The organism is Mycolicibacillus koreensis (genome assembly GCF_002104795.1).
Classification (GTDB): Bacteria; Actinomycetota; Actinomycetes; order Mycobacteriales; family Mycobacteriaceae; genus Mycobacterium; species Mycobacterium koreense.
Genome location: NZ_NCXO01000018.1, coordinates 1 through 12,801, shown reverse-complemented (window position 1 = coordinate 12,801; position 12,801 = coordinate 1). Strand labels below are relative to the sequence as shown.

Below are 12,801 nucleotides of genomic sequence, written 5' to 3'. Positions count from 1 at the left end.
CCGTGGCCGGCGGGGCGCGACCGGCGGGCCGAGGCGCCCGGCGCGGGCTCAGTGCCCGGCGGCGCGGAACCGGTCGAACGAGCGCTGCACCTCGGCTTCGGCGGCGGCGCGGTCCACCCAGTCGGCGGCCTCGACGAACTTGCCCGGCTCCAGGTCCTTGTAGTGCAGGAAGAAGTGTTTGATCGCGTCGAGCTCGTGGGTCGGCACGTCGGTGATGTCGGTGATGTGATCCCAGCGGTGATCGCCGGCCGGAACGCACAGCACCTTGTCGTCGCCGCCGGCCTCGTCGGTCATCCGGAACATTCCGACCGGGCGGACCTCGATCAGCACCCCGGGAAACACCGACTGCGGCAACAACACCAGCACATCGAGCGGGTCGCCGTCCTCGCCGAGGCTGTCCTCGATGAACCCGTAGTCGGCCGGGTAGGCCATCGGCGTGTACAGGTAGCGGTCCAGCCGGACCCGGCCGCTCTCGTGGTCCACCTCGTACTTGTTGCGCTGACCCTTCGGGATCTCGATGGTTACGTCGAATTGCACGGTGCCGGCTCCTTGCCTGCGGTAAGTCTTGGGTTGATCGGGCTGAGTCTAAGACCCGCCCAGCGGGGGAGGGCCACCGCACCCGCGGCGGCGACCGGCCGATCCGGCAGAATTGCCCCGGGGCGCCGCCGCGGCGCCTGCCAGCAGCACCGGCCGAACGCGGGAGGACCAGGAGGGCCATGTGTCCCAGGCAGTGGCGTCGCTCAACCCACGTGACCATCGGTGTGTCCGTGCTGCTGCTGGTGGTGGCGGTATTGACGGTGGCGGTGGTGATCACCGGCGCCCACGATCCGAGTCGGCAGGTCGCGCCCCCGCCGGCGGTGGTGGCCGCCGACCCCGGCGTCGTGCCGGTCTCCGACGGCGCCCCGATGCCCACCGCCGCCGGGATCACCGCGGCGCTGGCGGCCGCGCTCGCCGACCCCGACCTCGGTTTCCTGGGCGGACGGGTCACCGACGCGGCCAGCGCCACCGAACTGTGGTCCCAGCACGACGACATGCCGATGCTGCCGGCGTCGACCAACAAGGTGCTCACCACCGCGGCCGCGCTGTTGACCCTGGACCGGGACGCCACGCTGACCACCCGGGTGGTGGCCGACGACACCGCCCCCGGAGCGCTGGTGCTCGTCGGCGGCGGTGACCCGGTGCTCTCGGCGGCCGGCCCCGACGAGGACACCTGGTACGGCGGGGCGGCGCGGATCTCCGACCTGGCCGCCCAGGTGCGTGCCAGCGGCGTCACCCCGACCACCCTGCAGGTCGACCTCTCGGCGTTCAGCGGCGCCACGATGGCGCCCGGCTGGGACCCGCTGGACATCGACGGCGGCGACATCGCCCCGATCGAGGCGGTGATGCTCGACGCCGGACGCATCCAGCCGACCACGGTGGAGTCCAAACGGTCCACCACGCCCGGGCTCGACGCGGGTCGCGCCCTGGCCGTCGCGCTCGGCCTGGACCCGGCGGCGGTGACGATCGCGCGCGCCCCGGTGCCCGGCCGGGAGGTGGCCGCGGTGCGCTCCGCGCCGCTGATGCTGCGGCTGCGGCAGATGATGTACGCGTCGGACAACGTGATGGCCGAGAGCATCGGCCGTGAGATCGCCGCCGCGACCGGCCGGCCGCACTCGTTCCCCGGCGGGGTCGACGCGGTGCTGCACCAACTCGCCGGTATCGGCATCGACACCGCCGAGGCGACCCTGGTCGACTCCAGCGGCCTGTCCCTCGATGACCGGTTGACCCCGAAAACCCTCGACGAGGTGGTGCAGGCCGCCGCCGGCCCGGATCACCTGGCGCTGCGCCCGCTGCTGGACCTGCTGCCGATCGCCGGGGGCAGCGGCACCCTCTCCGACCGGTTCTTGGACCGGGATCGCGACGGTGACGCCGCCGGGTGGCTGCGCGCCAAAACCGGCTCGCTGACCGCGACCAACGCGCTCGCCGGGGTGGTCACCGACCGCGGCGGACGGGTGTTGACGTTCACCTTGATCTCCAACGACGCCGGCCCCACCGGGCGCACGGCGATCGACACCGTCGCCGCCACGTTGCGGTCGTGTGGTTGCCGAACGTGACCGGCCCGACCGACCTCACCGTGGGACGCGCCGTCGACTGGCGTTTCGCGGTCACCGTGGGCACCCGGTTGGCCCGACCCGGCCCGCCGTGCACCGGCTACACCCGCCGGCAGGTCATCGCCGAACTCGACGACGCCGCCACCACCGCCGGCCCACTGGTCGCCGAGGTGACCGGGCTGACCCCGGTCACCGCCACTCCGGACACCGCGGTGGTCGACCGGCCCGGCTGGATCGCCTCGGCCGCCGACTCGATGCGGGTGATGACCGGCGGCGCCGACACCGCCCGCGGGTTCGTCTCCGGGCACCTGGCCGGGGCCCAGACCGGGGCGGTGCTGGCGTTCGTGGCCTCCGGCATCCTCGGCCAGTACGACCCGCTGGCCGCCGACGGGGCCGGCCGGCTGCTGCTGGTCTACCCCAACGTGATCGCCGTGGAGCGCCAACTGCGGGTCGACCCGCACGATTTCCGGCTCTGGGTCTGTCTGCACGAGGTCACCCACCGGGTGCAGTTCACCGCGAACCCGTGGCTGGTCGAGCACATGGCCGATGCGCTGGCGGTGCTCACCGCCGACGGCGGTGACCAGTTCACCGCGGTGGCGGGCCGCCTCGCCGAATTCACCCGCGCCCGGCGCGACGGAACCGACCCGAACGCCACCGGCATCCTCGGGCTGGTGCGCGCGCTGCAATCGGAGTCGCAGCGCCACGCCCTCGACCGGTTGCTGGTGCTCGGCACCCTGCTGGAGGGCCACGCCGATCACGTCATGGACGCTGTCGGACCGCGGGCGGTGCGGTCGGTGGCCACCATCCGCCGGCGATTCGACCAGCGCCGCAACCGCCATCAGCCGCCGCTGCAGCGACTGGTGCGCGCACTGCTGGGCATCGACGCGAAAATCAGCCAGTACACCCGCGGCAAGGCGTTCGTCGACGCCGTGGTCGAGCGGGTGGGCATGGCCCGGTTCAACACCGTGTGGACCTCCCCGCAGACCCTGCCGCAGCCCGACGAGATCGACACCCCCGAGCGATGGATCAACCGGGTGCTCTAGCGGCGCCGCTGGCGACGTTGCGGACCGAACTGAGCCGGTTCGCCGACGCCCGGCTCCCCACGGCCGACCGGTGGTGTGTCGCCCTGTCCGGCGGGCCGGATTCGGTGGCGTTGACCGCGGTCGCCGCCGGGCTGTTGCCGACCACCGCGCTCATCGTCGACCACCGGTTGCAGCCGGGCTCCGCGCAGGTCGCGGCCGCCGCCCGGGCCCAGGCGCTGGCCCTGGGCTGTGTCGACGCGCGGGTGCTGACCGTGACCGTCGGCACCGGCGGCGGCCCGGAGGCCGCCGCGCGGCGCGCCCGCTACACCGCGCTGGCGGCCGCCCGCGACGGCGCGCCGGTGCTGGTCGGCCACACCCTCGACGACCAGGCCGAGACGGTGTTGCTGGGGTTGGGGCGCGGCTCGGGGGCGCGGTCGCTGGCCGGGATGGCCCGGTGCGACCCGCCCTGGTACCGGCCGCTGCTGGGGGTGCGCCGCGCGCTCACCCACGCCGCCTGCGCGGTGCTGGGGGTCGACCCCTGGACCGATCCACACAACACCGATCCCCGCTTCACCCGCGCCCGGCTGCGCACCGAGGTGCTGCCGCTGTTGGAGGAGGTGCTCGGCGGCGGGGTCGCCGAGGCGTTGGCGCGCACCGCGACCGCGCTACGCGAGGACACCGCGGTGCTCGACGCGCTCGCCGCGGCCGCGGCCGCGGGCGCCCACGCCGACGGCGGGGCGCTGGCGGTGGCGGCGGTGGCGCCGCTGCCCGGCCCGGTGCGGCGCCGGGTGATCCGCAGCTGGCTGCTCGACGGCGGCGCCCGCGGGCTCAGCGACCGCCAGATCCGCCGCATCGACGCGCTCGTCACCGACTGGCGCGGTCAGGGCGGGGTGGCGGTCGGCTCGGCGCTGACCCGGCGCCGCCTCGTCGCCGCCCGCGACGGCGCGGTGCTGGTGCTGCGCAGCGAACCGGTTGGTCGTTGACCGCCGGGCATGGCACGCTGTGGGCGTGACAGCGCAGCCGTACAACGGGGACATCAAATCGGTGCTGCTGTCCCAGGACCGGATTCAGGCCCGTGTCGCCGAACTCGGCGCGCAGATCGGCGCCGACTACGCCCACCTGGGCGCCGACGCCGACACCGACCCGCACACCCCTCCCGGCGGCCGGGATCTGCTGCTGGTCACCGTGCTCAAGGGCGCGGTGCTGTTCGTCACCGACCTGGCCCGGGCGATCCCGCTGCCCACCCAGTTCGAGTTCATGGCGGTCAGCTCCTACGGGTCCTCGACGTCGTCGTCGGGGGTGGTGCGCATCCTCAAAGACCTCGACCGCGACATCAGCGGCCGCGACGTGCTCATCGTCGAAGACGTCGTCGACTCCGGGCTGACGCTGTCCTGGTTGCTGCGCAACCTCGCCACCCGCGGGCCCCGATCACTGCGGATCTGCACCCTGCTGCGCAAACTCGACGCGATGCGCACCGGCGTCGACATCTCCTATGTGGGCTTCGACATCCCCACCGATTTCGTCGTCGGCTACGGGCTGGACTACCTCGAGCGCTACCGCGACCTGCCCTACATCGGCACCCTGGATCCGCGGATCTACCAGTAGCGGAAGCCCCGGGCGGGCCGGGGAAGTTAAGTCAGCTCCCAGACCGCTTCCACCGAGAAACTCACCGTCTGCTCACCGGGCTCCACCGGAACGTCGGACAGGGCCCGCTGCGCCGGGCGCGGACTGGGCCGCTCGGCCCCGGGGCTCTCCGACACCGAGATCACCTTGCCCAGCTTCATTCCCGACAACTGCGCGTACTGCTCGGCGCGGTCCTTGGCGTCGGTGAACGCCCGGGCCCGGGCGTCGCGCACCAACTGCGAATCGTTCTCGATCGAGTAGTTCACCGCGTTGAGCCGGGTGGCGTCCCCGCCGGTGCTCACGATCAGCGCCAGCGCCTCCGAGGCCGACTCCAACTCGCGGATCTTGACCTTGATCGCGTTGGTGGCGCGGTAACTGGTGATCGTGCTCGGCGCGCCCGGCTCGCTGGTGTACTGCGGCTGCAGGCTCACCGACGTGGTGGCGATGTCGCTCTCGTCGACCCCGGCGTCGATCAGCGCGTCGATGAGCGCCTGCTGGCGCTCGTTGGTCTGGTTCATCGCCGCGGTCACGTCGGGGGCACTGAACTCGATACCGACGTCGACGGTGAGCAGATCCGGGCTGCCCTGCACCTGGCCCTCGCCGATCACCGTGACCTCGCGGGTGCCGCTGTCGGCGGGGGATTCGGCGTCGCAGCCGGCCACCCCGATGAGGGTCAACACGGCCGCCGCGGGGACGAGCATCCGGCGGGTCAGTCTGCGGAACGGCGGGGCGTCGAAGGTGGCGTGGCGCATGGTTGGCACCTTAACGTGCACGCGTCGACGTGCGCGCGTCGACGTGCGTGCGACGACGTGCGCGCGAACGCCGGTCAGCGCAGCTCGGCGAGGAACTTCAGCAGCGCGGCGTTGACCTGCTCGGGACGTTCCTGCTGCAGCCAGTGCCCGGCCCCCTCCAGCACCAGTTCCCGATACGGTCCGGTCACCACGTCGGTGGCCCGGTCGCGCCGGGTGAACCCCAGCACCGGGTCGGCGGAGCCGGCCATGAATAGTGCCGGGGCGGCCGTGGTCGCCTCGGCGAGGTGCGCGGTGGTCTCCCAGTTGCGGTCGAAGTTGCGATACCAGTTCAGCGCGCCGGTGAACCCGGTGCGGGTGAACTCGGCGACGTAGTGGTCCAGCTCGGCCTGGTTCAGCCACCCCGGCAGCCCGTCGGGCTCGGGCAGCCGGTCGATGAACCCGGCCGGGCCGGGGGCGAGCATCCTGGCTGCCGCGTCCCGGTCGGCCGGTGGGCGCAGCCCGCCGAACATCCGGGTCAGGGTGCGCGCCGGGTCGGCGCCGAGTTCGGCGTCGGCGACACCGGGCTGCTGGAAGTACAGGATGTAGAAGAAGTTCTCGCCGAACAGCCGCCGCCACACCGCGGTCGGCTTCTCCCGCGGCCGCGGTGTGGGCGGCACACTCAACCCCGCCACGGCGGCCACCCGCTCGGGGTGCAGCAGCGCCGCGTTCCACACCACCGGCGCGCCCCAGTCGTGGCCGACCCACACGGCACGGTCGGCGCCGACGTCGTCGAGCAGGCCCACCAGGTCGGCGGTGAGGCGATGGATGTCGTAGGCGTCGACCGCGGCCGGCGCCGACGACCGGCCGTAGCCGCGCTGGTCGGGGGCGAGCACGTGGTAGCCGGCGGCGGCCAGCGCCGGGATCTGGTGGCGCCACGAAAACGCCAGCTCCGGGAACCCGTGGGCCAACACCACCACCGGCGCGCCCGGCTCACCGGCCTCGGTGAGCAGCAGTCGCACCCCGTTGGTGTCGACAAACCGCTGTCTGACCGCCGTCGCACCCGTCGTCATCGTCATACCCAAGCACAGCGGCCGGTGCCGGGAAAGCACCGGCGGGCACCGGTGGGCACGGTGGGCACCGCCATCGCGACGAGGCCGCGCCGGCGGCGCGGTAGCCTGGGCTGTTGCAACTACCTGTACGGGAAGGACGTGGCCGAGCCCGGTCGTAAGTTGATGAAACGCAAAAACGTGATCCGCACCCTCACCGTGATCGGTGTGCTGGTGGTGTTGGGCTGGTCGATCTTCTATCTCAGTGACGACACCCGCAAATTCAAACCGGTCGACACCTCGGTGGCCGTCACTCAGATCGCCGAGGACAACGTCGAGAGCGCCCAAATCGACGACCGGGAACAACAACTGCGGTTGACGCTGAAAAGCGGCAACGACGCCACCGAGAACGCCGACCAGATCATCACGAAGTTCCCGACCGGGTACGCGGTGCCGCTGTATGACTCGCTGGCCGCCAAGCACGTCACCACCAACACCACCGTCAACCAGGGCAGCATCTGGGGCACGCTGCTGATCTACATGCTGCCGCTGCTGTTGCTGGTGGCGCTGTTCGTGCTGTTCACCCGGATGCAGGGCGGCGCCCGGATGGGATTCGGGTTCGGCAAATCCCGGGCCAAGCAGCTCACCAAGGACATGCCGAAGACGACCTTCGCCGACGTGGCCGGGGTCGACGAGGCCGTCGAAGAGCTCTACGAGATCAAGGACTTCCTGCAGAACCCGTCGCGGTACCAGGCGTTGGGTGCGAAGATCCCCCGCGGCGTGCTGCTGTTCGGCCCGCCCGGCACCGGCAAGACGCTGCTGGCCCGCGCGGTGGCCGGCGAGGCCGAGGTGCCGTTCTTCACCATCTCCGGCTCGGATTTCGTGGAGATGTTCGTCGGGGTGGGTGCCTCCCGGGTGCGCGACCTGTTCGAGCAGGCCAAACAGAACGCGCCGTGCATCATCTTCGTCGACGAGATCGACGCGGTCGGGCGCCAGCGCGGCGCCGGTCTCGGCGGCGGCCACGACGAGCGGGAACAGACCCTCAACCAGCTGCTGGTGGAGATGGACGGTTTCGGCGACCGGCAGGGCGTGATCCTGATCGCGGCGACCAACCGGCCCGACATCCTCGACCCGGCGCTGCTGCGCCCGGGCCGCTTCGACCGGCAGATCCCGGTGTCCAACCCCGACATCGCCGGCCGGCGCGCGGTGCTGCGGGTGCACGCCAAGGGCAAGCCGATGGCCCCGGACGCCGACCTCGACGGGCTGGCCAAACGCACCGTCGGAATGTCGGGGGCCGACCTGGAGAACGTGATCAACGAGGCCGCGCTGCTCACCGCGCGGGAGAACGGCACCGTGATCACCGGCGCGGCGCTGGAGGAGGCCGTCGACCGGGTCATCGGCGGGCCGCGGCGCAAAGGCCGGATCATCAGCGAGCAGGAGAAGAAGATCACCGCCTACCACGAGGGCGGGCACACCCTGGCCGCGTGGGCGATGCCCGACATCGACCCGATCTACAAGGTGACGATCCTGGCGCGCGGGCGCACCGGCGGGCACGCGGTGGCGGTGCCCGAGGAGGACAAGAGCCTGCGCACCCGCTCGGAGATGATCTCGCAGCTGGTGTTCGCCATGGGCGGGCGCGCGGCGGAGGAGCTGGTGTTCCACGAGCCGACCACCGGGGCCGTCTCCGACATCGAACAGGCCACCAAGATCGCCCGCGCCATGGTCACCGAATACGGGATGAGCACCAAGCTGGGTGCGGTGCGCTACGGCACCGAGCACGGCGACCCGTTCTTGGGGCGCACCATGGGAACCGCCCCCGACTACTCCCACGAGGTGGCGCGCGAGATCGACGAGGAGGTCCGCAAACTCATCGAGGCCGCCCACACCGAAGCCTGGGAGATCCTCACCGAGTATCGCGACGTCCTCGACCGGCTTGCCGCCGAACTGCTGGAGAAGGAGACCCTGCACCGCGCCGACCTGGAGGCGATCTTCGTCGACGTGGGCAAACGCCCGCGGCTGACCCTCTTCGACGACTTCGGCGGGCGCATCCCGTCGGACAAGCCGCCGATCAAGACCCCCGGCGAACTGGCGATCGAGCGCGGCGAGGAATGGCCCAAACCGGTTCCGGAACCGGCGTTCAAAGCCGCGATCGCCCGGGCCAGCGCCGAGGCGGCCCGCGCCGAGGGCGCCGCGCCCCCACCCAGCAACGGGGCACCGCCGGCCGGCACCCAGCCCGCCGGCACCCAGCCCGACTACGGAGCCCCCGCCGGGTGGCACGCCCCCGGCTGGCCCCCGCCCCAGCAGCAGGGCGGCTACTGGTACCCGCCGGCGCACCCGCAGCAGCCGAACGCGCCGTACCCGGGATACCCGCCCTATCCGCCGCAGGGCCACCGATACCCGCCGCCGGCCCCCGGTGCGCCCGGCGACTCCGGTGCTGAGCGAGGATCGGGGGACACGGGTGGCCACGGTGAGGAGAGCCGGACCAACCCGCCGGCCCGCAGCTGAAACGCGATGGAGGTGTCATGGCCCACCCCGATTCGATGACGGATTCGGAGATGGTCGACGTTGAACTGGGCGCTGATTCACTCACGCTCGACGGGCCGGTGTTCGACCAGGCCCGCGCGGAGGCGGCGGTGCGCGAACTGCTCTACGCGGTGGGGGAGGACCCGGAGCGCTGCGGGCTGAAGGACACCCCCGCCCGGGTGGCGCGCGCCTACCGGGAGATGTTCGCCGGGCTCTACACCGATCCCGACGAAGTGCTCGACACCACCTTCGACGAACAGCACAACGAGCTGGTGCTGGTCAAAGAGATCCCGATGTACTCGATGTGCGAACACCACCTGGTGTCGTTCCACGGGGTCGCCAACGTCGGCTACATCCCCGGCGCCGACGGCCGGGTCACCGGGCTGTCGAAGATCGCCCGGGTCGTGGATCTGTACGCCCGCCGCCCGCAGGTGCAGGAACGGCTGACCGGGCAGATCGCCGACGCGATGATGAACCGGCTGCAGCCGCGCGGCGTGATCGTGGTGGTGGAGGCCGAGCACATGTGCATGTCGATGCGCGGCATCCGCAAACCGGGCGCGATCACCACCACCTCGGCGGTGCGCGGCCAGTTCAAAACCGACACCGCGGCGCGGGCAGAAGCGTTGGATCTGATGCTGCGCAAGTGAACTCTCCACCGGTGCAGGTCATGGGCGTGGTCAACGTCACCGACGATTCGTTCTCCGATGGCGGCCGCTATCTGGCGTGTGACCGTGCCGTCGAACACGGTCTGGCGCTGGCCGCCGACGGCGCGGCGATCATCGACGTCGGCGGGGAATCCACTCGCCCCGGCGCCCGCCGGATCGACCCGCAGGTGGAGGCCGCACGGGTGCTGCCGGTGATCGCCGCGCTGGCGCAGCACGGGCTCACCGTGAGCATCGACACCATGCACGCGGCAGTGGCCAGTGCCGCCCTGTCCGCCGGGGCCAGCTGGGTCAACGACGTCTCCGGGGGGCAGGCCGACCCGGCGATGACCCCGCTTCTGGTCGAGACCGGCGCGCGGTGGGTGCTGATGCACTGGCGGGACGTCGCCGCCGACCAGCCGCATCGGGTGCCGCACTACACCGACGTCGTCGCCGAGGTGCGCGCCGAGCTGCTCGCCGGGGTGGACCGTGCGGTGGCCGCTGGGGTGGACCCGGCCAACCTGGTGATCGACCCCGGGCTCGGGTTCGCCAAGACCGCGCGGCACAACTGGGCGCTGTTGCACGCCCTGCCGCAGCTGGTGGCCGCGGGGGTGCCGGTCCTGGTGGGGGCGTCACGCAAACGGTTCCTCGGCGCCCTGCTCGCCGACCCCGCCGGGGCGGCGCGTCCCCCCGACGGCCGCGAGACCGCCACCGCGGTGATCTCGGCGCTGGCCGGTCTGCACGGCGCCTGGGGGGTGCGCGTCCACGATGTGCGCGCCAGCGTCGACGCCCTCGCAGTGGCGGCCGCCTGGAGCCGCGGAGCCTCGGGAGGAGACGACGATGACTGACCGCATCGAACTGCGCGGGCTGAGGGTGCGCGGCCACCACGGCGTGTTCGACCACGAGCGTCGCGACGGACAGGACTTCGTCGTCGACGTCACCGTCTGGCTGGACCAGGCCGCCGCGGCCGCCAGCGACGACCTCGCCGACACCTACGACTACGGGGCGCTGGCCGACCGGGCGGTGACGATCGTCGCCGGCCCGGCACGCAACCTGATCGAGACCGTCGCCGCCGAGATCGCCGACGACGTCATCGCCGACGCCCGCGTCGACGCGGTGGAGGTCAGCGTGCACAAACCGCAGGCCCCCATCCCGCACACGTTCACCGATGTGGCGGTGGTGGCCCGGCGGTCCCGCCGTCGCCACTCCCGGGTGCTGCCGGCGGGCACCGCCCTGTGAGCCCGCCGAACCGGAAGGAGCGCAACCGATGACCCGTGTGGTGTTGTCGATCGGATCGAACCTGGGCGACCGGATGGCCCGGCTGCGGTCGGTCGTCGACGGGCTGGGCTCGACGGTGCGAGCGGTCTCGGCGGTCTATGAGACCGATCCGTGGGGCGGGCTGGATCAAGGCCAGTTCCTCAACGCGGTGCTCATCGCCGAGGACCCGGACCGCGACGGGCACGCCTGGCTGCGCCGCGCCCACGAACTCGAAGACGCCGCCCACCGGGTGCGCGGAGAGCGGTGGGGGCCGCGCACCCTCGACGTGGACCTGGTCACCTGCTACGAGACCTCCCCGGCCGGCGACACCCTGGTGATCTCCCGCGACGACGGGCTCACGCTGCCGCACCCGTTGGCCCATCTGCGGGCGTTCGTGCTGGTGCCGTGGCTGGGCATCGACCCGGACGCCGAGCTGATGGTCGCCGGCCACGACCGGCCGGTGAGTACCCTGGTCGCCGAACTCGATCCGGCCGAGCGGGCCGCGGTGCGGCGCACCGACCTGTCCCTCGGGGCGCCCCCGGACGCAAAGACGGCGCACTAGATGGGCCCCACCCGCACCCGTGACCTGCTCGCGGTCACCGCCATCACCGCCGCCGGCGCCTACCTGCTGGTGATGGTCGCCTACCGGTGGTTCCCGCCGATCACCGTCTGGACCGGGCTGTCGCTGCTGGCGGTCGCGGCGGTCGAGGCGGGCTGGGGCCAGTATCTGCGCAGCAAGATCGGCGCCGCCGAGATCGGCGCCGGTTCCGACCGGGTGCATCCGCTGACGGTGGCCCGCAGCCTGGTGATCGCCAAGGCCTCGGCGTGGGTGGGGGCGCCGGTGCTGGGATGGTGGCTGGCGGTGCTGGCGTATCTGGTGCCGCGGCGCAGTTGGCTGCATGTGGCCGCCGTGGACACCCGGGGCGCGGTGGTCGCCGCGGCCAGCGCTCTGGCCCTGGTGGTTGCTGCGCTGTGGCTGCAGTATTGCTGTCGCTCACCGGGGTTGCCGCCGGAGCACGGCGAGGACGCCGAGAGCCAGGCGTGCTGAACGGTCGGTAAGAATCGCCCAAGCGTGGCAACACGCTGATTGACCTCGCACGGGTACAGTCAGGCCATGACCGTTCTGTCCCGCGGCGCTCGGGTCCGGCGCGGCGGCCGCAGGCCGGGCTGGACGTTGCTGACCGCGTTGCTCGTGCTGGCGTTGGGGGCCAGTTCGGCGTTGGTGTTCACCAACCGGGTCGAATTGCTCAAACTCGCGGTCGTGCTCGCCCTGTGGGCCGCGGTGGTCGCGGCGTTCGTGTCGGTGATCTACCGTCGGCAAAGCGATGTCGCCCAGGCGCGCGCGAGGGACATGAAACTCGTCTACGACCTGCAGCTGGACCGTGAGATCGCGGCCCGCCGCGAATACGAACTCGGCGTCGAATCGCAGTTGCGCGCCGAACTCACCGCCGAGCTGCGCGCCGAGTCCTCCGACGAGATCGCCGCGCTGCGCAGCGAATTGGTGGCGCTGCGCACCAACTTGGAGATCCTGTTCGACGCCGATCTGGCGCACCGCCCGGCCCTGGAGACCGACCGCGCCACCGTGCATGCCTTCAGCGACCGCGCCGGGGGCACCGGCGAGACCGTCAACTGGGGCGCCACCACCGCCACCCGCGTCGACTCCGACCGGGCCGACACCAGCCCCACCGCGGAGAACCCGATCATCGATGTGCCCGAGGTGGCGGTGCCCACCGGGGGTTTTCCTGCCGCCCCGGCCGCCGAGACGCCGCCGCCCGAACCGGCTGCCGCGCCGCGCCACGCCGGCGCCCCCGCCGGTGCCTCCGCGGGCGGCGGGCGCCGGCGCCGCGCCGAACCGGCCGAACCGCCCC

Annotated in this window: 14 protein-coding genes; 11 read left to right on the top strand and 3 right to left on the bottom strand. The window is 72.4% G+C overall.

From position 1 onward, the window contains the following. Window positions 1–48: 48 nt before the first annotated feature. Entirely contained in the window at window positions 49–537 is a 489-nt protein-coding gene (locus tag B8W67_RS09765) for an inorganic diphosphatase (protein WP_085303734.1), read from the bottom strand. A 179-nt stretch (window positions 538–716) separates the two neighbouring features. Here B8W67_RS09765 and dacB point away from each other — a divergent pair, with 179 nt between their 5' ends. From dacB to hpt, 4 genes are read left to right on the top strand one after another with little or no spacing between them, the layout of a single operon-like run. Next, window positions 717–2,093 carry a D-alanyl-D-alanine carboxypeptidase/D-alanyl-D-alanine endopeptidase gene (dacB, locus tag B8W67_RS09760; RefSeq protein ID WP_085303733.1) on the top strand — a complete coding sequence of 459 codons (1,377 nt, stop codon included), beginning with the start codon at window positions 717–719 and terminating at the stop codon, window positions 2,091–2,093. After that, entirely contained in the window at window positions 2,090–3,133 is a 1,044-nt protein-coding gene (locus B8W67_RS09755; protein ID WP_085303803.1) for an Rv3626c family coenzyme F420 biosynthesis-associated protein, read from the top strand. Before dacB ends, B8W67_RS09755 begins: the two co-directional genes overlap by 4 nt. After that, window positions 3,112–4,095 (top strand): tRNA lysidine(34) synthetase TilS, encoded by a 984-nt coding sequence (tilS, locus tag B8W67_RS09750; protein WP_085303731.1) that lies wholly within the window; start codon window positions 3,112–3,114, stop codon window positions 4,093–4,095. The genes B8W67_RS09755 and tilS overlap by 22 nt, the downstream gene beginning before the upstream one ends. Next, the gene (gene hpt / locus B8W67_RS09745; RefSeq protein ID WP_069393155.1) at window positions 4,085–4,717 is read left to right on the top strand and encodes a hypoxanthine phosphoribosyltransferase; all 633 of its coding nucleotides are present in this window, start codon (window positions 4,085–4,087) and stop codon (window positions 4,715–4,717) included. The genes tilS and hpt overlap by 11 nt, the downstream gene beginning before the upstream one ends. A gap of 26 nt (window positions 4,718–4,743) precedes the next feature. Here hpt and B8W67_RS09740 read toward each other — a convergent pair whose 3' ends face one another. Together B8W67_RS09740 and B8W67_RS09735 are read right to left on the bottom strand one after the other, a co-directional pair. After that, window positions 4,744–5,487 carry an SIMPL domain-containing protein gene (locus B8W67_RS09740; protein ID WP_085303729.1) on the bottom strand — a complete coding sequence of 248 codons (744 nt, stop codon included), beginning with the start codon at window positions 5,485–5,487 and terminating at the stop codon, window positions 4,744–4,746. Between the two features lie 74 nt (window positions 5,488–5,561). Beyond that, a complete protein-coding gene (locus B8W67_RS09735) occupies window positions 5,562–6,536 on the bottom strand; it encodes an alpha/beta fold hydrolase (protein ID WP_085303802.1) in 975 nt (324 codons plus the stop codon). Between the two features lie 162 nt (window positions 6,537–6,698). On the opposite strand from B8W67_RS09735, the gene ftsH reads away from it, so the two are divergent. From ftsH to B8W67_RS09700, 7 genes are all read left to right on the top strand, one after another. Further along, entirely contained in the window at window positions 6,699–9,017 is a 2,319-nt protein-coding gene (gene ftsH / locus B8W67_RS09730) for an ATP-dependent zinc metalloprotease FtsH (protein WP_085303800.1), read from the top strand. Between the two features lie 50 nt (window positions 9,018–9,067). After that, the gene (folE, locus tag B8W67_RS09725) at window positions 9,068–9,682 is read left to right on the top strand and encodes a GTP cyclohydrolase I FolE (protein WP_085303799.1); all 615 of its coding nucleotides are present in this window, start codon (window positions 9,068–9,070) and stop codon (window positions 9,680–9,682) included. Between the two features lie 20 nt (window positions 9,683–9,702). Continuing rightward, the gene (gene folP, locus B8W67_RS09720) at window positions 9,703–10,524 is read left to right on the top strand and encodes a dihydropteroate synthase (RefSeq protein WP_174254794.1); all 822 of its coding nucleotides are present in this window, start codon (window positions 9,703–9,705) and stop codon (window positions 10,522–10,524) included. Next, window positions 10,517–10,915, top strand: a complete 399-nt coding sequence (folB, locus tag B8W67_RS09715) for a dihydroneopterin aldolase (RefSeq protein WP_085303725.1) — start codon at window positions 10,517–10,519, stop codon at window positions 10,913–10,915. Before folP ends, folB begins: the two co-directional genes overlap by 8 nt. Before the next feature lie 28 nt (window positions 10,916–10,943). Continuing rightward, window positions 10,944–11,495 carry a 2-amino-4-hydroxy-6-hydroxymethyldihydropteridine diphosphokinase gene (gene folK, locus B8W67_RS09710; protein ID WP_085303723.1) on the top strand — a complete coding sequence of 184 codons (552 nt, stop codon included), beginning with the start codon at window positions 10,944–10,946 and terminating at the stop codon, window positions 11,493–11,495. Next, window positions 11,496–11,981, top strand: a complete 486-nt coding sequence (locus B8W67_RS09705) for a DUF3180 domain-containing protein (RefSeq protein ID WP_069393160.1) — start codon at window positions 11,496–11,498, stop codon at window positions 11,979–11,981. Between the two features lie 66 nt (window positions 11,982–12,047). Next, on the top strand, window positions 12,048–12,801 hold a 754-nt coding region (locus B8W67_RS09700), incomplete at its 3' end, for a DUF6779 domain-containing protein (RefSeq protein WP_338065981.1).